This window comes from Duganella kummerowiae, from assembly GCF_053572355.1.
Genome location: NZ_JBKFEH010000019.1, coordinates 40,766 through 60,901, shown reverse-complemented (window position 1 = coordinate 60,901; position 20,136 = coordinate 40,766). Strand labels below are relative to the sequence as shown.

The window sequence follows — 20,136 nt, the reverse complement described above, 5'->3', positions numbered from 1 at the left end:
CGCCACCGTTCAGAAAGGGCAGGCATGCCGATCAACTATGTCAGGCGACTCACCGGGCGCGAGCGCGCCACCGACAGCAACCGCCAGCTGGGCGTCGCGCTGGCCTTCGTGGCCGGCGCGGCCAACGCGGGCGGCTTCCTGGCGGTGCGCCAGTACACCTCGCACATGACCGGCATCGTCTCGTCCATGGCCGACAACCTTGCCATCGGCGCGGCCGGCCTGGCGCTCGACGGGCTGGGCGCGCTGCTGTCTTTCCTGGGCGGCGCGGCCAGCTCGGCGATCATGGTCAACTATGCGCGCCGGCACCGCCTGCACAGCGAGTACGCGCTGCCGCTGCTGCTGGAAGCCCTGCTGCTGCTGTGCTTTGGCGTGCTGGGCGCGCGTCTGGCGCAGGTCGACGGGTTGTTCGTGCCGGCCACGGTGATGCTGCTGTGCTACACCATGGGCTTGCAGAACGCCGTCATCAGCAAGCTGTCCAACGCCGAGATCCGCACCACCCACATCACCGGCATCATCACCGACATCGGTATCGAGCTGGGCAAGATGGCCTACTGGAACGGCGACTTGCCGGGCCAGCCGGCGGTGCAGGCCAACCGCGCGCGCCTGCGCATCCTGGCGGCGCTGGCGTCCGCCTTCTTCCTGGGCGGGCTGGGCGGCGCGCTGGGCTTCACCCACATCGGCTACGCCACCACCCTGCTGCTGGCGCTGCTGCTGACCGTGCTGGCCATCGTGCCGGTGCTGGACGACGCCAGGGCCGCCGTGCGCCGCCTGGCGGGCAAGTAGGCCGGCCGCGCTGGTATGATGGCGGGTTTGCCCCATCCGCCATCCCCATGCATATCGATTGGTTCTCGCCGGCGCAGTGCGTCGGCTATGTTGCGTTTGTCCTCGGCGTCGGCTCCTTCCTGCAGACCGACGACCGCCGCTTCAAGCTGTTCATGGCCGGCGAATGCCTGGCCTATGTGGTGCATTTCGCCCTGCTGGGCAATCCCACCGCCGTGGCCAGTTCCACCATGTCGCTGCTGCGCTCTTTGATCGCGCTGCGCACCCGCTCGCTGGTCGTGGCGCTGGCCATCGTCGCCATCAACCTGGCGCTGGGGATGTCGCTGGCCAGGCAGGCCAGCGACTGGCTGCCGCTGGCGGCATCCTGCCTGGGCACGCTGGCGCTGTTCCTGCTGCAGGGCATCCCCATGCGGCTGGTGATGCTGGCCGGGACTTTCCTCTGGATAGGCAACAACATCCTGTCCGGCTCCGTCGGCGGCACCGCGCTGGAGCTGGTGATCGCCGTGGTCAATCTCACCACCATCATCCGCATGGCGCGGCGCCGGGCCGCGCCGGCCGCCTGAGCGCGCGGCCGCGGCGCCTTTGGCGTCCTGCGGCATGCATGTTGATAGCGCACTGTGGTCAAATCCGCACAGTACGCTCGTGCCGGTGGGAGGAGGCCAACCGTCCGGGGCCTGGTGGAGTTATACTTTTTCCATCAGCAGCGTGAACCTACAGATCGGTTACCCATGACCCAGGCTCCCGTCCCACTGCACAGGATCGTTGCGCTCGCGCTCGCGTTCGTACCCGGCTTGCTGGCCGCCACGGCAGCGGCGCAAACCCAGCCGCCAAGCGCCGCCATCCCGGCCTTCAAGACCCTCGATTCCATCGAAGCCCGCGTGCAGGGTTGCGTTACCTGTCATGGACAGCAAGGGCAGGGCACGGCCAACGGCTACTTCCCGCGCATCGCCGGCAAGCCGGCCGGCTACCTGTACAACCAGCTGCGCTCCTTCCGCGACGGCACCCGCAGCTATCCGCCCATGAACTACCTGGTGGCCTACCTGCCGGACGCCTACCTGAAGGAGATGGCCGCGCACTTCGCGGCCCAGCGTCCGGCCTACGGCGCCCAGGCCGCCGCCTCCCCGGCCGACCAGGCCACCATCACGCGCGGCCAGACCCTGATCACGGTGGGCGACCCGGCCAAGGGCATCCCCGCCTGCAGCGCCTGCCACGGCAGCGCCCTGTCCGGCATGGAGCCCGGCATCCCCGGCCTGGCCGGACTGGGTCCGACCTATGTGGTGGGCCAGCTCACGCGCTGGAAGGTGGGCGAGCGGCGCGCCGCCGAGCCGGACTGCATGAAGCGCATCGCCAGCCGTTTGAGCGACGCTGACATCACGGCGGTGGCCGCCTGGCTGGGGCAGCAAAAGCCGGACGCCAACGCGGCGCCGGAGCCGTCCAACCTGGTGCGCATGCCGCTGGCCTGCGGCAGCCAGCGCTAGCGGGGGAACACCATGCGCATCGTGACCCGCGTCCTGCTCCTGATCGTGGTACTGGGCCTGCTGGCGGCCGGCGCCGTGTACTTGCTGCGCCCCGGTGCGCTGCCGCACGAGGCGGGCGGCAAGCCGCAGGCGGGCGCCGCCAGGCCGGCGCAGCTGTCGGCCGCCACCCAGCTGATCAACCGCGGCGAATACCTGGCCCGGGCCGGCGATTGCGTGGCCTGCCACACGGCGCCCAACGCGCCGCAGTTCGCCGGCGGACGGGCCATGCCCACCCCGTTCGGCAACCTGTACGTGCCCAACATCACGCCCGACGATGACACCGGGATCGGCACCTGGACCTCGGACGAGTTCTACCGCATGCTGCACACCGGGGTCTCGCGCGACGGCACGCTGCTGTATCCGGCCATGCCGTTCGCCTCCTACACCAAGGTCACGCGCGCCGATTCGGACGCCATGTATGCCTACCTGATGTCGGTCACGCCGGTCAGGCTGAAGAACCGGCCGCACGAGCTGCGCTTCCCCTTCAACAACCGCGACCTGCTGATAGGCTGGCGCACCCTGTACTTCCGCCAGGGCGAGTACCAGCCCGATCCCGCCCAGTCGGCCGAGTGGAACCGCGGCGCCTACCTGGTGCAGGGCCTGGGCCATTGCGCCATGTGCCACACCGCCATCAACGCGCTGGGCGGATCGAGCGAATCGAAAGCCTTCGAGGGCGGCATGATCCCCAACCAGAACTGGTATGCGCCCTCGCTGACCTCCAACCGCGAGGCCGGCCTGGGTGACTGGCAGATCCAGGACATCGCCGACCTGCTGCAGGTGGGCGTGTCGCACCGGGGCACGGTGTATGGCCCGATGGCGGAGGTGGTGTACAACAGCCTGCAATACCTCTCCGACGAGGATGCCAAGGCCATGGCCGTGTACCTCAAGGCGCTGCCGCAAAAGGATAGCGAGGCGCCGCCCACCAGCCAGGCGCGCCTGGTGGCGCCGGAAATCATGGAGAGTGGCCGCCGCGTGTACGCGGCCCAGTGCGCGGTCTGCCACGGCGCCGAGGGCAAGGGCCAGCCGCCGTCCTATCCGCCGCTGGCCGCCAACCAGTCCATCACCATGGCCTCGCCGGTCAACTCCATCCGCATGGTGCTCAACGGCGGCTACCCGCCCGGCACCCGCAAGAATCCGCGCCCGCACGGCATGCCGCCGTTCTCGCACATCCTCAACGATGACGAGGTGGCGGCGGTGGTCAGCTATATCCGCGTCGCCTGGGGCAACAACGGCACCCCGGTGGCGCCGTCCCAGGTGAACGATTTGCGCAAGCTGTTACCCGAATGAGGAAGCGACATGCAAGAAGACGAGGACCAGGCCGCACTGGAGCGCAAGGTTGACGAGATCGTGCGCCAGGGACCGCGCGGCGCCTTTGCCGTGGCCGGGGTGGCGACCTTCATCGTGGTGGCCATCTTTTACCTGTTCTACCTGCTGGTCTACCTGCCGCGCGGGGCGGTGCAATGAGCGCGGCCGGGCACCACGGCGAACTGGTGGCGGAACACGCCGAGCGGCGCTGGGCCATCGTGGTCGGGTTGATCATCGCCTCGCTGCTGGCCATGATGGTGTTTACCGGCCTGCACTGGGCCGCCATGCCGCCCTCGCGGGTCGAGACAGTGGACGTGCGCACCCTGCACCTGCGCGGCGAGTTCGTGGAGAATAACCTGGGCACGGCGGTGTCGCCGGACGGCCGCGTGACGGTGCGCCTGATCGCCCAGCAGTATTCGTTCGCGCCGCAATGCCTGGTGGTGCCGGCCGGGGTGCCGGTGACCTTTCGCGGCACCGCCACCGACGCCATCCACGGCTTCGTGGTGGGCCGCACCAACGCCAACACCATGCTGATCCCTGGCTTCGTGTCCACTTTCACCACCACCTTCCCCACGGCGGGCGAGCAGCTCATGCCCTGCCATGAATACTGCGGCACCGGCCACGAAGCCATGTGGGCCCGGGTGCGGGTGCTGCCCCGGGAAGCATTCTTCGATAAAGCCAGGACGGCGGAAAGGCTGAGCTGTGTTCCTCGCTAAACGACTGGTGCTGGCCCATCTGTGGGTCGCCTTCATCGCCTTCTTTGCCGCCATCCTGCTGGGCGAATGGCAGATGTACATCCGCAGTCCGCTGGCGGCCTGGATCAACAATCCCGAGCACTACTACCGCTCGGTGACGGCGCACGGCACCGTGATGGCCTATGTGCTGCCGACCCTGGTGGCCATGGGCTTCGGCTACGCCATCGCCGAGCTGGCGCTCAAGCGCCCGCTGGTCGGCCTGCGCTGGGCCTGGGCCGGCTTCTGGCTGGTGATCGCCGGCACCGTGCTGGCCGCATCCACGGTGGCGCTGGGGCGGGCCTCGGTGCTGTACACCTTCTACCCGCCCATGATCGCCAGTCCGCTGTACTACCTGGGCGTGGTGCTGGTGGTGGTGGGTTCCTGGATCTGGGTGGCGCTGATGTCCATCAACCTGCGCGCCTGGAAAAAGGCCAACCCCGGCGCCACCGTGCCGCTGGCCATGTACGGCAACGTGGCCGGGGCCTACCTGTGGGCCTGGACCTCCGTGGGCGCGGCCTCCGAGGTGCTGGTGCTGATACTGCCGGCCTCGCTGGGCTGGACCGACACCATCAACGCCGGCCTGGCGCGGGTGCTGTTTTCCTGGACCCTGCACGCCATCGTCTACTTCTGGCTGATGCCGGCCTATATCGCCTTCTACACCCTGGTGCCGCGCGCCATCGGCGGACGGCTGTACAGCGACACCATGGGCCGCGTGGCCTTCGCCCTGTTCCTGGTGTTCTCCATGCCGATCGGTATCCACCACCTGTTCGCCGACCCGCAGGTGGGCTCCGGCTTCAAGTTCGTGCACGCGGCCATGACCGCCATGGTCTCGGTGCCCACCCTGCTGACCGTGTTTACCATCGTCGCCTCGGTGGAGATCGCGGCGCGGCTGCGCGGCGGCAGCGGGCTGTTCGGCTGGGTCAGGGCGCTGCCGTGGCAGAACCCCATGATGCTGGCCGTGACCTTCGCCTTCATCATGCTGGGCCTGGGCGGCGCCGGCGGCTTGATCAACATGAGCTACCAGCTCAATGAATCGGTGCACAACACGCAGTGGGTGACGGGCCACTTCCACCTGATCTTCGGCGGCGCCATCGTCATCATGTACTTCATGGTGGCGTATGAGTTGTGGCCGCAGCTGCGCGGCGGCGGGCCGCTGCCGGAACGCCTGATACGCACCCAGCTGTGGCTGTGGTTCATCGGCATGCTGGTGCTGACCCTGCCCTGGCACCTGGTCGGGCTGCTGGGCGCGCCGCGCCGCATGGCGTATTACGACTACAGCCATCCGGCGCTGCACCCGCAGGCCATCACGGTGGTGTTGTCTACGGTGGGCGGCCTGCTGCTGGTACTCTCGGCCGCGCTGTTCATCTACCTGCTGGCGCGTCCGGCGGCGCGCCAGGCGCCGGCGCCGTTCAGCTTCAGCCTGCCCGTGCATGCGGGAGGCCGGCCGCCCGCCGTGCTGAACGGCTTCGCCCTGTGGGTGGGCATGATGATCGCGCTGACGGTGGTGAATTACGGCTATCCCATCGTGCAGCTGGCCCTGATACCGGAAGCGTCGGTGCCGGTGATACCGATAGGAGCACGATGATGGGCGCGCCCGACAATCTGCAGCAGGACCGCCGTGGCGTGCGCGCCAGTATCACCTGGCTGGTGGTGCTGGCGCTGCTCTCCATCGCGGCCGGCTTCGTGTGGCTGCCCTCGGTGCAGCAGGACTATTCAGCGCTGGGCCTGTGGGACAGCATCTGCCGCGCCGCCGGCGTGCCGCGTTCCTGGGGCGCGGCGGCGCCGCAGCCGGTTGCCGACGTCTCCACCGAGGTGGTGCTGGAACCGGCCATGGGCCGCGCGGCCGGCGCCGGCGCCGCCGGGCGCGGCGCCACCCTGGCGCTGAACTGCACCATGTGCCACGGCGCCCAGGGCATGAGCCGCTCCGATGCGCCCAACCTGGCCGGCCAGTACCCGGAAGTGGTCATCAAGCAGCTGCGCGACTACCAGAGCGGCAAGCGCAGCAGTTCCATCATGGCGGCCCTGGCGCGCGGGCTGAGCGAGCAGAACATCGCCGACCTGGCCGCTTATTACGCCAGCCTGCCCAAGGCGCGCACCGCGCCCACCACCTATGACGAGCAACTGCCCGCCCTGGTGCGGGTGGGCGACCCGCTGCGCAATATCGCGCCCTGCATCTCTTGCCACGGCGGGGTGGACCAGAAGCTGGGCGCCCCGTGGCTGGAAGGCATGCCGCGTCCCTACCTGGTGCTGCAGCTGCAGGCCTTCAAGGACGGCAGCCGCAGGAACGATGGGCAGATGCAAATGCGCAACGTCGCCCGTTCCATGACGCAGGCGGAAATCGCCGAAGTGGCCGCGTTTTATGCCGGCAAGGCGGCCCCGGCCGGACATTAAGCAAACTACGTAACGCAGCCTGCGAAAAGCCGTTTCACATCACGAAATATGGAGGTGCGCCACGTGCCAGCACTTATCCCATTTTTTGAAAATTCGTACCGCAATGCAAAAAATGGTTTTTAACTTACTGAAAAATAAGGAAAATATTTAGGTTATATGTCTTATATAAGACATGCCATTCTCCACCGTTGCGGTCTATCATAGTTCCAACGACGCACGCTTTTGACCTCACTTCACCGCTTATTGATTAGGAGATTCCCATGTCCAAGTATCAAGACGACATCCAGGCTGTTGCCTCCCTCAAAGACCAGGCCGGCAGCCCCTGGAACGCCATCAATCCGGAGTCGGCGGCCCGCATGCGCGCCCAGAACCGCTTCAAGACCGGCCTGGACATCGCCCGCTACACGGCCGACATCATGCGCCGCGACATGGCGGCCTATGACGCCGATCCCTCGCTGTACACCCAGTCGCTGGGCTGCTGGCACGGCTTCATCGGCCAGCAGAAGCTGATCTCCATCAAGAAGCACTTCAACAGCACCGACCGCCGCTACCTCTACCTGTCGGGCTGGATGATCGCCGCCCTGCGTTCCGAGTTCGGCCCGCTGCCGGACCAGTCCATGCACGAAAAGACCACGGTGCCGGCCTTGATCAAGGAGCTGTACACCTTCCTGCGCCAGGCCGACGCCCGTGAGCTGGGCGGTTTGTTCCGCGAACTGGACGCCGCCGAAGGCGCCGCCAAGCAAGCCATCCAGGCCAAGATCGACAACCACATCACCCACGTGGTGCCCATCATCGCCGACATCGACGCCGGTTTCGGCAACGCCGAAGCCACCTACCTGCTGGCCAAGCAGATGATCGAAGCGGGCGCCTGCTGCATCCAGCTGGAAAACCAGGTGTCGGACGAGAAGCAGTGCGGCCACCAGGACGGCAAGGTCACCGTGCCGCACGAGGACTTCTTGGCCAAGATCCGCGCCGTGCGCTACGCCTTCCTGGAACTGGGCGTGGACAATGGGGTGATCGTGGCCCGTACCGACTCGCTGGGCGCCGGCCTGACCAAGCAGATCGCCTACACCCGTGAGCCGGGCGACCTGGGCGACCAGTACAACTCCTTCCTGGACACCGAGGAACTGGAACCGTCGGCGCTGAAGAATGGCGACGTGGTGATTGCCCGCGACGGCAAGCTGCTGCGCCCGAAACGCCTGCCCAGCAACCTGTTCCAGTTCCGCCCGGGCACCGGCGAGGCGCGCTGCGTGCTGGACTGCATCACCTCGCTGCAGAACGGCGCCGACCTGCTGTGGATAGAAACCGAGAAACCGCACATCGGCCAGATCGGCGGCATGGTGAAGGAAATCCGCAAGGTGATCCCGAACGCCAAGCTGGTGTACAACAACAGCCCCTCGTTCAACTGGACCCTGAACTTCCGCCAGCAGGTGTACGACGCCTGGAAAGCCGAAGGCAAGGATGTCTCGGCCTACGAGCGCGGCGCCCTGATGAGCGCCGAGTACGACAGCAGCGAACTGGCCATCCAGGCTGACGACAAGATCCGCACCTTCCAGGCCGACGCAGCCCGTGAAGCCGGCATCTTCCACCACCTGATCACGCTGCCGACCTACCACACGGCCGCGCTGTCGACCGACAACCTGGCCAAGGAATACTTCGGCGAGCAAGGCATGCTGGGCTACGTGGCCGGCGTGCAGCGCAAGGAAATCCGCCAGGGCATCGCCTGCGTCAAGCACCAGAACATGTCCGGTTCCGACATCGGCGACGACCACAAGGAATACTTCGCCGGCGAAGCGGCCCTGAAGGCGGCCGGCAAGGACAACACCATGAACCAGTTCCACTGATCCACGCCGCTGCAAAAAAAGTCCGCCTCGTGGCGGACTTTTTTTTAACCTTTTACTGTGCCGCTTCCTTCAGGCCCGGGGCGAACTCGGCGCCGTGCTTGACCTGGGCCGTGGAAGCCTTGATGGCGCCGCCTATCGGTTCGGCGCGGCCGCCCAGGCACTGGCCGAGGAAGTTTTCGGTCACGGCGTTGAAGGCGATGTTGTTGACCGGACGGGCGAAGCCGTGGCCTTCGTCCGGGAACACCACGTAGGTGACCGGGATGTTCTTGGACGCCATCGCTTCCACGATCTGGTCCGACTCGCGCACGTTGACGCGCGGGTCGTTGGCGCCCTGGCCGATCAGCAGCGGCCGCACGATGTTCTGGGCGTAGTTGAGCGGCGAACGTTCCTTGAGCAGCGCCTTGCCTTCTTCCGTGGTGGGATCGCCCATGCGCTTGTAGAACTGCTGCTTGCCCGCTTCCCAGTAGGGCGGAATGGTCTGCAGCAGCGTGAACAGGTTGGACGGGCCGACGATGTCTACCCCGCAGGCAAAGGTGGTGGGCGTGAACGCCAGGCCGGCCAGGGTGGCGTAGCCGCCGTAGGAGCCGCCCATGATGGCCACCTTGTCGGGCGTGGTCACGCCCTGCTGCACCGCCCACCGCACCGCATCGAGCAGATCGTCATGCATCTTGCGGCCCCACTGCAGGTCGCCGGCCGAGATGAACTTCTTGCCGTAGCCGGTGGAGCCGCGGTAGTTCACCGACAGCACGGCGTAGCCGCGGTTGGCCAGCCACTGGTGGTAGCCGTTGTAGCCGTAGCCGTCGCGCGCCCACGGGCCGCCATGCACCAGCAGCACCAGCGGCACCGGCTTGGCGGCCTTGCCGCCCTGGTCCACGGTCCTGGGCAAGGACAGGTAGGACACCAGCGTCAGGCCGTCGCGCGCCTTGATCTCCTGCGGATACATCTGGGTCAGCGGCGCGCCTTCCAGTTCCGGCCGGGTCACGTAGAGCTGGGTCAGGCGCTTGGCCTTGCGCTCGTACAGCCAGGCCGAGGCCGGACCGGTGACGGGGTCCACGCTGACGGTCCACTTGTCGTCGGCGTCGGTGCGCGAGGTGATCGCGAACTGGCCCTTGATGTTCTTCTTCAGGAAGTCCAGGTCGGCCTTGATGTCGTTCGACAGCGGCACGTATTCCTGCTTCAGGTAGTCGACCGAGTAGGCTTGCACGCGGCCGGTGCGCGGGTCGGCCAGGGCGCTGCCGATGTCGGCGCGCCGGTCCTCGGCCACCACGGTGGTCTTGCCGGTGGCCACATCCTGGGCCAGCAGGGCCGAGGTGTCGCGGCCGCGCGAGTCGGTCCAGTACAGGGTCTTGCCATCCACCGTGAAGCCGCGCGGGCCTGTGGTCTGCGAATCTTCCAGGCCCACGTCCACCAGCGGCTGCTCTTCCACCTTGTCGCCGCTGATGCGGTAGTAGGTGGTGCCGCCGTCCGGGCGCGGCTTGGCGGCGATGCGCAGCTTGAGCGACTCATCGGCCAGGAAGCCGCCGTAGCCCTCGTTTTTCATCACCAGGGTCAGCTTGCCGCTGGCCAGGTCCAGGCTGTAGACGTCATGCCAGCGCGGGTCGCGGTTGTTGATGCCGACCAGGATGCGGTCCTTGACCTTGCTGCTGATGTTGATGACCATGGCGCGCGTTTTCTCGAACGGGGTGTAGCTGGTCTGCTTGCCGCTCGCCACGTCCACCCCGTACAGCAGGAAGTTCTCGTCGCCGCCCTTGTCCTGGATGAACAGCACCGATTTCGAATCCGGCGACCAGAAGCTGGTGCGCAGCGGGCGGGTCTTTTCCTCGGTGAGCGGACGCGCCTTGGACAGGTCGCTGGCCGGCGCCACCCACACATTGAGCACGCCGTCGCGCGGGGCGATCCAGGACAGCCACTTGCCGTCCGGGCTGAGCTTGCCGCCGGACTTGCTGGGATTGCCGAAGATCTTGGCGCGCTCGATCAGGGGGACGTCGGAAGGGGCCTGGGCGTAGGCGGGGAGGGCGCTGGCCAGCAGCAGGGCGGGTAGGGCGTATCGTATCATGGGCTCTCTCTCTCGATTGTTATGATGGCATGACGAACTGATATTGCCCTGCCATCATATGCGAGGCGGCCAGCGGTGGGGCAGGCGCTGTGACGGACGGCCGGAAAACGTGGCCGGACGGCTGCATGCGCGGATAGATGGCGCTACAGGTAGCGCGCCAGCAGCGCCCCGTCCAGTGCCGGGTCCAGCGGGATGCGCACGATGTGGCCGCTGCCGGGCGCCACCGACAGCTCGGCCCCGCCCTCGTCCAGCATGCGCGCCAGCGTGAGGTCGCGGTTGCCTGACGGGTGAATGACCTCGATGCGGTCGCCGACCGCGAAGCGGTTCTTGACCTCGACCCTGGCCCAGCCATCCTGCACCGCCAGCACATCGCCCACGTACTGGCTGCGGTCGGCCTCGGAGGCGCCGCGCAGGTAGTTCTGGTAGTCCTGCGGCTGGTGCCGCTGGTAGAAGCCGTCCGTGTAGCCGCGGTTGGCCAGGCCTTGCAGCTGGCCCAGCAAGCTTGGATCCAGAGGGCGGCCGGCTACCGCATCGTCTATGGCCTGGCGGTACACCTGGGCCGTGCGCGCCGCGTAGTAGCGCGACTTGGTGCGGCCTTCCACCTTGAGCGAGTCCACCCCTATTTTTACGAGACGCGCCACGTGTTCGACCGCGCGCAAGTCCTTGGAATTCATGATGTAGGTGCCGTGTTCATCCTCCATGATGGGCATCAGCTGGCCGGGGCGCTCCGCTTCCTCGATCAGCCAGGGCTGGTCGGCCAGCGGATGGCGCGGCTGCTGGTGCAGGGCCGACGGCGGCGTCCCGGCCGCCTGCAGCGCCTCGCGGTAGCGCAGCGGAATCACCTGGGTGGGCGCGTAGCCGCCGCTGGCGTCCTCGGTGGCGCCCTGCACCTGGTAGTCCCAGCGGCAGGAATTGGTGCAAGTGCCCTGGTTGGAATCGCGGTGGTTGAAATAGCCGGACAGCAGGCAGCGGCCGGAATAGGCAATGCACAGGGCGCCGTGCACGAACACTTCCAGCTCCATCTCCGGACAGCGCTGGCGGATTTCCTCGATCTCGTCCAGCGACAGCTCGCGCGACAGGATCACCCGCGTCAAGCCCATGCGGTGCCAGAACTTGACGTCGGCCCAGTTGACGGCGTTGGCCTGCACAGACAGGTGGATGGGCAGCTCCGGCCAGCGCTCGCGCACCAGCATGATCAGGCCGGGATCGGCCATGATGAGGGCGTCTGGGCGCATGGCGACCACCGGCTCCATGTCGCGCAGATAGGTCTTAAGCTTGTTGTTGTGGGCGAAGATGTTACTGGCCACAAAAAACTTCCTGCCGCGCGCGTGGGCGCCTGTTATGCCCTCTTGCAGCGACTGCAGGGTGGAAAATTCGTTATTGCGCGCCCGCAGGCTATAGCGCGGCTGGCCGGCATAGACGGCGTCGGCGCCGAAATCGAAGGCGGCATGCATCTTGGCCAGCGAGCCGGCCGGCAGCAGGAGTTCGGGAGCGTGGGGCATGGTGGAAGCAGACAAAAACCGGCAAGTCTAGCCCTCCGCATCCACCATTTCCTTGCGCCAGATCAAAATCAGGGTGCTTGCTTTGCAGGAGTTTCTTGCATCGCTGATTTCAAGTTGTAAGCTTGCTGAAGATTGAGCCAGGATTGTGCATCGCCGCCGAAGTGGCTGGCCAGTTTCGATGCAATGTCTGGTGTGATATCACGCCGCTCCTGCAGGATTTCATCGATGTGACCTGCTGCGATATGTATCGCTTCAGACAGCGCTGACGCCGTCAGGCCTAGCGGCGCCAGGAAATCTTCGCGCAAGATTTCGCCCGGATGTATGGCGCGCATTCCGTTATGGATCATGGTCACCTCCGCTTACTAGTGATAGTCGACGATTTCGACATTTTCGGGCCCAAGAGCGGTCCACACAAAGCAAATCCGAAACTGGTCATTGATTCTTATGCTGTGCTGGCCCTGGCGGTTACCGCTCAAGGACTCCAGGCGGTTTCCCGTCGGTGAGCGCAGGAAGTCCAGGGTCGCCGCGTTGTCCAGCGCCTGGAGTTTTCTCTCAGCTACCGACCGAAAGTTAGCGAACCGCGATACCGCCCTGCCTTCAAACAGGGCCTTGGTCTGCTTGCATCGAAAGGACCTGATAGCCATGATGTTACCCCCTCTTTCGAGATGGCTTCAGGGTGGCTTAGGATCAGTATCCGCAGTTTGATTAATCTCAGGTTCAGCACGATGGCGATTTTCCGCAAACGGCGACACTTTTATGGACGCGCTTGGCCCTCGCAGTGCCATGCGCGCACGATAGTAAGTTCAGCTGCCCGCCGCCAATATCGATTCCAGCTTGTCCAGCGAGCCGGTCCAGCCCTGGGTCATGCTGCCGCGGTGGGCGGTGAAGACAGCCAGTTCTTCCGGCGTGGCCTCGCCGGCCACCTCGGTGGTGATGGTGATGCGGGTGCTGTTGGCGCCTTCGGCGGCAAGCCGCACGATGGTGCGCATGGTTTCCGGCCAGGTGGGCGCCATCGGATGGCGTGCGATGTGCTCGTGCTCATCCACGAACTGCTGGGTGTAGACCAGCAGGTCGGGGCGGCGGATGGCCTCGTACTGCGAGCGCCCATACATGGTGAAGCCGTGGCCGGTCATGGCGTAGAACGCGCTGCCGCCGGTGCGGATGTCGGCCCGGATGAAACGCATGTCCATGCCGGCCGGCGGCAGCCAGCGCGCCAGGTGCTCGGGCGTGGCCCACATATCGAACACCACGTCCTGCGGCGCCTCGACGCTGCGGTTGATAACGAACACTTCCTTGCCCTCCAGCCGCTGGCCCAGGTATTCGGCCAGCCGGTCCCAGGTCGCGTTGCCGCCGGCCTGCCTGATGAACTGGCGCGTTTGCGCGGCCTGCTCGGCGCTGGCCAGGGCCATGGTCATGTCCATGCGGGTCTTGCCGTCCTGCTCGGCAAACAGCACGGTGACGCGGAACAGCGGCGGACTGTCGTCGCTGCCGCCGTGGTCGTAGACCAGCTTCGCCAGTGGCTCCACCTCGTGGTAGATGGTCTTGTTCGGATAGTCCACGCCGTCCGGGCCGTGCATGGTGTAGGTCCAGTGGCCGCCCACGCGCAAGTCCTTGCCGTGGGTGGTCAGGGTAAAGCCGCGCGGGCCCCACCATAATGCCGTCTGGGCAGGGTCGGTCCAGGCGTCCCACACCGCCTGCACGGGCGCGTCGTAGATGCGGGTGATGCGGATTTCATTGTCTGCTGCTTCAGTCATGCTGGTCTCCTGGTGGGGTGGTGTTTGCTGTGACGGTTTTCAGGTAGGCATCGAGGCGGTCGAAACTCTCTTCCCAGAACACGCGGTACTGCTGCATCCAGTCGGCGGCTTCCTTCAGGCCGTCGCCATTGATGCGGCAGGAGCGCCACTGCGCCTTGCGGGTCTTGGTGATCAGGCCAGCCTTTTCCAGCACCTGCAAATGCTTGGTGATGGCCGGCAGGCTCATCTCGCCCAGAAAAGGCTGGGCCAGGTCGGACACATAGGCCTCGCCGGCCGACAGCCGCGCCAGCATGGCGCGGCGGGTCGGGTCGGCCAGGGCCGAAAACGTCTGGCTGAGGTGGTCTTGCATGGTATTCTGCCCATGAGTTAATTAACTTATGGGTTTAATATGCGCGCAGATGCGCCGCAGGTCAAGCGAAATGGGATAATCCGGGAAACATGGAGGGAAATCCTATGCGCCGACTCATACTGGCGTCATTGTTGCTGGGCCTGTACGCGCAAGCCAGCCAGGCGTGCCGCATGGCCCCCGAGGCGCAGCTGGTGGACGTGGACCAACAGTTGCGGCAGGCGGTGGATGTCTCGCTGGCCAGGGTGGTGCGTGTTTCGCCGCTGGTGGAGGGCGGCGTGGAATACGAATTCGAGGTGGCGCGGCGCTACGCCGGCTGGGAGCGCAGCCGGTTCGTGATCCGGGATGCCGGCGGCATGGGGCGCGATGGCGAAAGCAGCTACCAGCGCCATCAGGACCCCGCATTCTGGCGGCGCGGCGGCGGCCGCACCATGAACGGTCCCGATTGCGTGATACACCCCACGTTCACGTTCGGGAATTACTACCTCGTGTTCCTGGGACAGCCCGCCGTGTGGCGCAGCTTCGAACGCGTAGAGACCGTGGACGGCCAGCCGGACCTGGACGACCAGTGGCTCCAGTACGTCTCGGCCAGGCTGGTTGGACCCGGGCCCCCTGGATGATGGCGGGAGGGGCGCGGCCTGGGGCAGGCCCGCATCGGTGGCAGCAGTTGCTGGCGCTTCATGGCTGCCGCGCCGGGGAGGAGGGCGTTACCGGTACCGGACGGGTCAGGCCGTCCACGTAGAACTCGAAGAAGCGGCGGTTGTCGAAGCGCTGCACGATGGTGGCCGGCTGCAGGCCCGGCCGTGCGCTGGCGTAGGCGGTCGAGCGGCCGTTGCCTGGGCCGGGCGTGGTGTCGATGTCGATCCAGCGCCGCACGCTGCTGGTGGCATAGCCAGGATCGAGCAGGTAGGCCAGGGTCAGCGTATCCCACACGTCGGTGCTGTAGGCAGGATTGGTCTCGAAGCCGTTCCTGCCGTCATAGCCATAGCCGTTGAGCTGCTTGTACAGCCGTGCGATGACGCCCCCGCGCGCCGGCCCGTACACGATGCGGTCGTAGACCTGTTTGTCGATCTTGACGGTGTCGGTGACGTCGAGCGGGAAGATGACGTGGCGCAGCGGCAGGCGCAGCACCTCGCGCGCGGCCTCCGGATCGAACCACCAGTTGAACTCCGCCGCCCGGGTGGTGTTGCCCGGCACCTCGAAGGCCCCGCCCATGGTGATCAGCTGTCCGATCAGGGGCACGATATCGGGATGGCGGCGCACCGCCAGGGCGATATTGGTCAGCGGGCCGATGGCCAGGATGGTGACTTGGCCGGGATGGCGCCGCACGCTGTCCGCAATGAAGTCGGCCGCGTGCTGTGGCCGCAGCGTGGTGTGTTGCGCGTAGCCGTCCGGCGGCGCCACCAGGTCGCCGGCGGAGCGGGGCTCGGGCTTGTTCCAGGCGCCCAGGTAGCCGTCGCCGCCCGGATGCTGCGACTGTTCCGCGCGGACGGTGGCCAGGTCGTGCGACAGCGGGTAATTGGCGCCCGCATACACGCCCACCCGGGTATCTATGCCCAGCCGTTCCACCGCCTTGAGCGCTTCGGCGGCTTCCTGGCGCAGCCACTGGTTGCCGGACACCAGCGTCAGGCCCAGCAGCTCGATCTCCCCGCGCGCATGCAGCTGCGCGGCGATGGCCAGCAACTGGCCGTCGTCGTTGAGGGTGCCGAAGTCGCTGTCGATGATGACCTGGGGCGCGGCGCAGGCCCCGCCGCAGAACGCCAGCGCGCAAGCCGCCGCCATGAGAAATCGCCGCACTCTCTACTCCCGTCCAGTTGATTCGCCAGTGTAACCGGCTGCGTGCGGCAGCTCGTCGTAGACGATGCGGCACACGGCTTCGCACTTGGCCAGGTCGAAGCGGCCGCCGGTGCGCACGCCGGATTCCATGTCTATCCAGTAGCTGGCGCCTGGCGCGATCGGAAAGCCGGCCACGGCGCCGCGCACGGTGTCCGGCCCCAGTCCGCCCGAGTAACCGCAAAACGGCAGGCGCGCAGGCGTGGCCGGCCAGCTGCCGGGCCGCGCGCCGGTGCCGAAGGAGACGTCGTACAGCCAGTCCACCCGCAGGTCATTGGGGAATTCCCCCTGGCATTGCAGCGCCGCGCGCACGCCGTGGCGGGCGGCGAAATGGGCGCTGTGGCGGATGTCGCTGTCGCTGCTGCCGGCGCGCGTGTGGTTGATCTGGATGCGGGCAAAGCCGGCCAGGTCCAGCTCCGGGTCGCCGCCCTCGACGATGGCGCGCGCGGCGCCGCCGCAGATGTGGGCCGAGAGACGCAGCGGCGCCGCCTGCAGGGCGCGCCGCACGCCAGCCGCCGGGAACAGCGGAGCTCCCTCCTGGGCGGCGTCGAGCAGCACACCCCATTCGATCGGGTAGCGCGCCGACAGTTCCAGCATGCCGGGCAGCAGGTCGGCGCGGTCGATACCGGTGAATGTGATGTAGGCGGGGGGGGTGTAGGAAGTAGTCATGGTTGCCTGTATTTGTATTGGTACGTACCATCATTGCATCGATTGATGAAAAAAACAATCGCGAATCTCAATATTTGCAACAAATTTTCGGTAATGAAAAAATTTTCAAAAAATGGTACGTACCAGTATAGAATCGACTATCGGAATACTAGCAATCACGCAAACCAGGGAGAACGGCATGGGCATAGTAAGATGGGAAGGAAGGGGGCTGGCGCTGCTGGCCCTGGGACTGGCGCCGGCGGCGACGCCGGCGCAGGAGCAGCAACAGGCGGCGCAGGCCGGGCAACTGCAAACGGTGACGGTCAGCGCCGAGCGGCGCGCCGAGAATGTGAAGAACGTGCCGGTATCGGCCACCATCATCTCGGAGGATGCGCTGGACGCGCTCAACTCCAGCGGCATGGACATGCAGATGCTGGCCGGACGCGCCCCCAGCCTGCAGGTCGAATCCTCATTCGGGCGCGGCTTCCCGCGCTTCTACCTGCGCGGTTACGGCAATGTGGACTTCCACCAGAATGCCTCGCAGCCGGTGTCGCTGATCTATGACGACGTGGTGCAGGAGAGTGCGGTGCTGAAGGGTTTTCCCGCCTTCGACCTGGAGCGCATCGAGGTATTGCGCGGGCCGCAGGGTTCCCTGTTTGGCCGCAATACGCCGGCCGGGGTGGTCAAGTTCGAATCGGTGCAGCCGTCGCAGGCGCCGGGCGGCTATGTGACCGTATCCGACGCGACCCACAACACGGCCGGCCTGGAAGCCGCCGTCAACCTGCCGCTGAACGGCGACTGGGCGGCGCGGGTCTCGCTGCTGAGCCAGCACCGCGATGACTGGATAGGCAATTCGCACACCGGGCAAGCGGACCTGCACGGCGGCTACAACGATACCGCCGCCCGCTTGCAGCTGCTGTACCAGCCTGGCGGCGGCTTCAGCGCCCTGGCCAACCTGCACCAGCGCAGCATGAACGGCAGCGCCTCGCTGTTCCGCGCCAATATCATCCGCAAGGGCAGCGATGCGCTGGCGCCGGGCTTCGACGTCGGCCAGGTCGCCACCGATGGCCAGAATGGCCAGCACCTGAACAACTATGGCGGCAACCTGCGGCTGACCTGGCGCCTGGATGGCCTCACCCTGCACGCGGTGACCGGCTACGAGACGGTGCGCGTGTACAGCCGCGGCGATGTCGATGGCGGCTATGGCGCCGTGTACGCGCCGCCGTCCGGTCCCGGCCTGATTCCCTTCGTGGTGGAATCGGCCGACGGCACCAAGGGCCACCACCAGCTGACCCAGGAGTTGCGCCTGGAATCGGACCTGGGCCAGGCCCTGAAGTGGCAGGCCGGCCTGTTCTACTTCGACGAAAAATACCAGATCGACAGCTATAGCTACGATACCCTGGGCGGCGGCGCGCTGACCTCGGATATCCGCTCACACCAGAACAACGATGCCTACGCCGTGTTCGGATCGCTCAACTACGACCCGGACCCGCGCGTCAACCTGCGCGCCGGGCTGCGCTACACGCGCGACAACAAGGACCTGTACACCGAGCGCAATAACAAACCGGGCGGCGGCAGCGACATCGACGCTTCGGCCGGCCTGGCCACCAGCACCAGCGTCTCCAAGGTCAACTGGGACCTGAGCGGCGTGTACAAATTGAGCCGTGACGCCAACCTTTATGGCCGCATCGCCACCGGCTTCCGTGGCGCCACCATCCAGCCGGCGGCTTCCTTCAATCCGATGTCGGTGGCGCGGCCCGAAACCATCACCTCGTACGAGGTGGGCTTCAAGAGCGACCTGCTGGAACGCCGCGCGCGCCTGAGCTTCGACATCTACAGCTACACGGTCAAGGACCTGCAGCTGACCGCCGTGGGCGGGACTTCCAACTCGGCCATCCTGCTGAACGCCGCGCGCAGCGCCGGCAGGGGCGCGGAGCTGGACCTGGACGCCTACCTGGGCGAGAACTTGCTGTGGAACGCCGGCGCCAGCTACAACTACACCAGGATCAAGGACGCCGGCCTGGCGGTGGGCGCCTGCGCCGCCTGCACCATCCTCAATCCCACCTTTGTCAATGGCGCCGGCAGCACGCTGGTGCGTATCGATGGCAATCCGCTGCCGCAGGCGCCGCGCTGGAGCGTCAACACGGCGCTCAAGTACACCCACCCGCTGGCCAACGGCGGCGAGTTCTATGCCTACACCGACTGGGTCTACCGCAGCGCGGTCAACTTCACCCTGTACCGGTCGGCGGAGTTTGTCGGCAAGCCCTTGTTGACAGGCGGTTTGCGGCTCGGGTACAAGTGGGACAACGACCGCAACGAGGTGGCGCTGTTCGGCCGCAATATCACCAATCGCGTCCAGCTGGTGGGCGGGATCGATTTCAACAACCTGACCGGCTTTGTCAATGATAACAATCCGCGTATCTTCGGCGTGCAGGCCAGCCGTCGCTTCTGAGCGTGCGGCCGCATGGAGCGCTGCACATGGGTGAGACGCTGCGTTTTCCATCCGGCCGCCGCTACGACCTGCTGGCCTTTGGCGACCCGAACATCGACCTGCTGTTTACCGTCGAGCGGGCGCCGCTGGCCGACCAGAAGGTGCTGGGCAGGCGGCTCCCGCCATATGCGGGCGGCACCGTCGCCAACGTGGCCTGCGCCGTGGGCCTGCTGGGGCGCCCGGCCCTGGCCTACGGCCGCATCGCAGACGATGCCGACGGCGAATTCCTGCGCCGCGAATATGAGCGTTTCGGCGTCGACACCAGCCACTTGCGGGTGGTGCCCGGGGCGCTCTCGCCGACCGCGCTGATACTCATCGAAGCCAGCGGCGAGAAGGCGCTGGTGTATTCGCCCATGCCCGGGCCGACCCTGCACGAGGAAAGCGCTGCGGCGGCGCTGGCGCAAAGCCGCCTGCTGTATGCGATGCCTTACGATTTGCCCGAATTCGAGCGCCTGCACGCGCTCGCGCGCGCCGCCGGTGTGCCGCTGGCCATCGACATCGAAGCAGCCATGGTGCCTGGCCGCGACCATCTGCAGCGCCTGCTGTCGCTGTGCGACCTGGCCTTCATGAACGACAGCACCTACCGCGCGATCCTGGGCGCGGCGCCGCAGGAGGGCGGCCTGGCCGGCCTGCTCGGGCACGCAGCAGGCATGCTGGTGATCAGCTGCGGGGCGCGCGGCGCCATGGCGGTCACCCGCGGGCAGGTCTACACCCAGCCTGCGTTCCCAGCCACGGTGGTGGACAGCACCGGCGCCGGCGACAGCTTCAACGGCGCCTTCCTCGCTGCGCTGCTGGAAGGCCAGCCTGCCGGAGCGGCGCTGCGCTTCGCCTGCGCGGCCGGCAGCATCGCCGTCACCGCCACCGGGGCCCGCTCGGCGCTGCCTGACCGCGCCCGTATCCAGGCCGTGCTGGCCCGCGCCTGATCCCTCACCCAC

The 20,136-nt window shown here is 66.6% G+C and carries 19 protein-coding genes and 1 pseudogene; 12 read left to right on the top strand and 8 right to left on the bottom strand.

Annotated elements, in window-relative coordinates:
• Window positions 1-24: 24 nt before the first annotated feature.
• The 9 genes and pseudogenes from ACLB1G_RS23580 to ACLB1G_RS23540 form a co-directional block, all read left to right on the top strand.
• Window positions 25-768: pseudogene (locus ACLB1G_RS23580) on the top strand (YoaK family protein); the annotation flags it as partial.
• A gap of 62 nt (window positions 769-830) precedes the next feature.
• The gene (locus ACLB1G_RS23575) at window positions 831-1,343 is read left to right on the top strand and encodes a YgjV family protein (protein WP_491629691.1); all 513 of its coding nucleotides are present in this window, start codon (window positions 831-833) and stop codon (window positions 1,341-1,343) included.
• 165 nt (window positions 1,344-1,508) lie between these two features.
• Window positions 1,509-2,258, top strand: a complete 750-nt coding sequence (locus tag ACLB1G_RS23570; RefSeq protein WP_491629690.1) for a c-type cytochrome — start codon at window positions 1,509-1,511, stop codon at window positions 2,256-2,258.
• Between the two features lie 12 nt (window positions 2,259-2,270).
• Complete coding sequence (locus ACLB1G_RS23565) at window positions 2,271-3,584, top strand: c-type cytochrome (RefSeq protein ID WP_491629689.1); 1,314 nt, start codon at window positions 2,271-2,273, stop codon at window positions 3,582-3,584.
• Window positions 3,585-3,593: 9 nt separating this feature from the next.
• On the top strand, window positions 3,594-3,761 hold the full coding sequence (locus ACLB1G_RS23560; RefSeq protein ID WP_491629688.1) for a hypothetical protein: 168 nt from the start codon (window positions 3,594-3,596) through the stop codon (window positions 3,759-3,761).
• The gene (locus tag ACLB1G_RS23555; RefSeq protein ID WP_491629687.1) at window positions 3,758-4,318 is read left to right on the top strand and encodes a cupredoxin domain-containing protein; all 561 of its coding nucleotides are present in this window, start codon (window positions 3,758-3,760) and stop codon (window positions 4,316-4,318) included. Before ACLB1G_RS23560 ends, ACLB1G_RS23555 begins: the two co-directional genes overlap by 4 nt.
• Window positions 4,305-5,921 carry a cbb3-type cytochrome c oxidase subunit I gene (locus tag ACLB1G_RS23550; RefSeq protein WP_491629686.1) on the top strand — a complete coding sequence of 539 codons (1,617 nt, stop codon included), beginning with the start codon at window positions 4,305-4,307 and terminating at the stop codon, window positions 5,919-5,921. Before ACLB1G_RS23555 ends, ACLB1G_RS23550 begins: the two co-directional genes overlap by 14 nt.
• Window positions 5,918-6,727: a c-type cytochrome gene (locus tag ACLB1G_RS23545; RefSeq protein WP_491629685.1), complete on the top strand. Its 810-nt coding sequence runs from the start codon at window positions 5,918-5,920 to the stop codon at window positions 6,725-6,727. The genes ACLB1G_RS23550 and ACLB1G_RS23545 overlap by 4 nt, the downstream gene beginning before the upstream one ends.
• A 260-nt stretch (window positions 6,728-6,987) precedes the next feature.
• Window positions 6,988-8,571: an isocitrate lyase gene (locus ACLB1G_RS23540; protein WP_491629684.1), complete on the top strand. Its 1,584-nt coding sequence runs from the start codon at window positions 6,988-6,990 to the stop codon at window positions 8,569-8,571.
• 52 nt (window positions 8,572-8,623) lie between these two features.
• Here ACLB1G_RS23540 and ACLB1G_RS23535 read toward each other — a convergent pair whose 3' ends face one another.
• The 6 genes from ACLB1G_RS23535 to ACLB1G_RS23510 all read right to left on the bottom strand — a co-directional run bounded on the left by ACLB1G_RS23535 (window position 8,624) and on the right by ACLB1G_RS23510 (window position 14,232).
• Window positions 8,624-10,627, bottom strand: coding sequence for a S9 family peptidase (locus ACLB1G_RS23535; protein ID WP_491629683.1), 2,004 nt, complete (start codon window positions 10,625-10,627; stop codon window positions 8,624-8,626).
• A gap of 143 nt (window positions 10,628-10,770) precedes the next feature.
• On the bottom strand, window positions 10,771-12,129 hold the full coding sequence (gene trhP, locus ACLB1G_RS23530; protein ID WP_491629682.1) for a prephenate-dependent tRNA uridine(34) hydroxylase TrhP: 1,359 nt from the start codon (window positions 12,127-12,129) through the stop codon (window positions 10,771-10,773).
• Window positions 12,130-12,197: 68 nt separating this feature from the next.
• A complete protein-coding gene (locus ACLB1G_RS23525; protein ID WP_491629681.1) occupies window positions 12,198-12,476 on the bottom strand; it encodes a HigA family addiction module antitoxin in 279 nt (92 codons plus the stop codon).
• A gap of 15 nt (window positions 12,477-12,491) precedes the next feature.
• Window positions 12,492-12,773, bottom strand: a complete 282-nt coding sequence (locus ACLB1G_RS23520) for a type II toxin-antitoxin system RelE/ParE family toxin (RefSeq protein ID WP_491629680.1) — start codon at window positions 12,771-12,773, stop codon at window positions 12,492-12,494.
• A 159-nt stretch (window positions 12,774-12,932) separates the two neighbouring features.
• Window positions 12,933-13,883: an SRPBCC family protein gene (locus ACLB1G_RS23515; RefSeq protein ID WP_491629679.1), complete on the bottom strand. Its 951-nt coding sequence runs from the start codon at window positions 13,881-13,883 to the stop codon at window positions 12,933-12,935.
• Complete coding sequence (locus ACLB1G_RS23510) at window positions 13,876-14,232, bottom strand: ArsR/SmtB family transcription factor (RefSeq protein WP_491629678.1); 357 nt, start codon at window positions 14,230-14,232, stop codon at window positions 13,876-13,878. The genes ACLB1G_RS23515 and ACLB1G_RS23510 overlap by 8 nt, the downstream gene beginning before the upstream one ends.
• A gap of 104 nt (window positions 14,233-14,336) precedes the next feature.
• Between ACLB1G_RS23510 and ACLB1G_RS23505 the strand changes: the two genes are divergently transcribed.
• The gene (locus ACLB1G_RS23505; RefSeq protein WP_491629677.1) at window positions 14,337-14,849 is read left to right on the top strand and encodes a hypothetical protein; all 513 of its coding nucleotides are present in this window, start codon (window positions 14,337-14,339) and stop codon (window positions 14,847-14,849) included.
• Window positions 14,850-14,907: 58 nt separating this feature from the next.
• Here ACLB1G_RS23505 and ACLB1G_RS23500 read toward each other — a convergent pair whose 3' ends face one another.
• Together ACLB1G_RS23500 and ACLB1G_RS23495 are read right to left on the bottom strand one after the other, a co-directional pair.
• Complete coding sequence (locus tag ACLB1G_RS23500; protein WP_491629676.1) at window positions 14,908-16,026, bottom strand: nucleoside hydrolase; 1,119 nt, start codon at window positions 16,024-16,026, stop codon at window positions 14,908-14,910.
• A 3-nt stretch (window positions 16,027-16,029) separates the two neighbouring features.
• On the bottom strand, window positions 16,030-16,731 hold the full coding sequence (locus ACLB1G_RS23495; RefSeq protein WP_491629675.1) for a hypothetical protein: 702 nt from the start codon (window positions 16,729-16,731) through the stop codon (window positions 16,030-16,032).
• A 178-nt stretch (window positions 16,732-16,909) separates the two neighbouring features.
• Here ACLB1G_RS23495 and ACLB1G_RS23490 point away from each other — a divergent pair, with 178 nt between their 5' ends.
• Window positions 16,910-19,162: a TonB-dependent receptor gene (locus ACLB1G_RS23490; RefSeq protein ID WP_491629674.1), complete on the top strand. Its 2,253-nt coding sequence runs from the start codon at window positions 16,910-16,912 to the stop codon at window positions 19,160-19,162.
• Between the two features lie 26 nt (window positions 19,163-19,188).
• On the top strand, window positions 19,189-20,124 hold the full coding sequence (locus tag ACLB1G_RS23485) for a carbohydrate kinase family protein (RefSeq protein WP_491629673.1): 936 nt from the start codon (window positions 19,189-19,191) through the stop codon (window positions 20,122-20,124).
• The last annotated feature ends 12 nt before the right edge of the window (window positions 20,125-20,136 follow it).

Coding starts and splice junctions, on each gene's coding strand:
- ACLB1G_RS23575 (WP_491629691.1), top strand. CDS start 831: ATGCATATCGATTGGTTCTCGCCGGCGCAGTGCGTCGGCTATGTTGCG.
- ACLB1G_RS23570 (WP_491629690.1), top strand. CDS start 1,509: ATGACCCAGGCTCCCGTCCCACTGCACAGGATCGTTGCGCTCGCGCTC.
- ACLB1G_RS23565 (WP_491629689.1), top strand. CDS start 2,271: ATGCGCATCGTGACCCGCGTCCTGCTCCTGATCGTGGTACTGGGCCTG.
- ACLB1G_RS23560 (WP_491629688.1), top strand. CDS start 3,594: ATGCAAGAAGACGAGGACCAGGCCGCACTGGAGCGCAAGGTTGACGAG.
- ACLB1G_RS23555 (WP_491629687.1), top strand. CDS start 3,758: ATGAGCGCGGCCGGGCACCACGGCGAACTGGTGGCGGAACACGCCGAG.
- ACLB1G_RS23545 (WP_491629685.1), top strand. CDS start 5,918: ATGATGGGCGCGCCCGACAATCTGCAGCAGGACCGCCGTGGCGTGCGC.
- ACLB1G_RS23540 (WP_491629684.1), top strand. CDS start 6,988: ATGTCCAAGTATCAAGACGACATCCAGGCTGTTGCCTCCCTCAAAGAC.
- ACLB1G_RS23535 (WP_491629683.1), bottom strand. CDS start 10,627: ATGATACGATACGCCCTACCCGCCCTGCTGCTGGCCAGCGCCCTCCCC.
- trhP (WP_491629682.1), bottom strand. CDS start 12,129: ATGCCCCACGCTCCCGAACTCCTGCTGCCGGCCGGCTCGCTGGCCAAG.
- ACLB1G_RS23525 (WP_491629681.1), bottom strand. CDS start 12,476: ATGATCCATAACGGAATGCGCGCCATACATCCGGGCGAAATCTTGCGC.
- ACLB1G_RS23520 (WP_491629680.1), bottom strand. CDS start 12,773: ATGGCTATCAGGTCCTTTCGATGCAAGCAGACCAAGGCCCTGTTTGAA.
- ACLB1G_RS23515 (WP_491629679.1), bottom strand. CDS start 13,883: ATGACTGAAGCAGCAGACAATGAAATCCGCATCACCCGCATCTACGAC.
- ACLB1G_RS23510 (WP_491629678.1), bottom strand. CDS start 14,232: ATGCAAGACCACCTCAGCCAGACGTTTTCGGCCCTGGCCGACCCGACC.
- ACLB1G_RS23505 (WP_491629677.1), top strand. CDS start 14,337: ATGCGCCGACTCATACTGGCGTCATTGTTGCTGGGCCTGTACGCGCAA.
- ACLB1G_RS23495 (WP_491629675.1), bottom strand. CDS start 16,731: ATGACTACTTCCTACACCCCCCCCGCCTACATCACATTCACCGGTATC.
- ACLB1G_RS23490 (WP_491629674.1), top strand. CDS start 16,910: ATGGGCATAGTAAGATGGGAAGGAAGGGGGCTGGCGCTGCTGGCCCTG.
- ACLB1G_RS23485 (WP_491629673.1), top strand. CDS start 19,189: ATGGGTGAGACGCTGCGTTTTCCATCCGGCCGCCGCTACGACCTGCTG.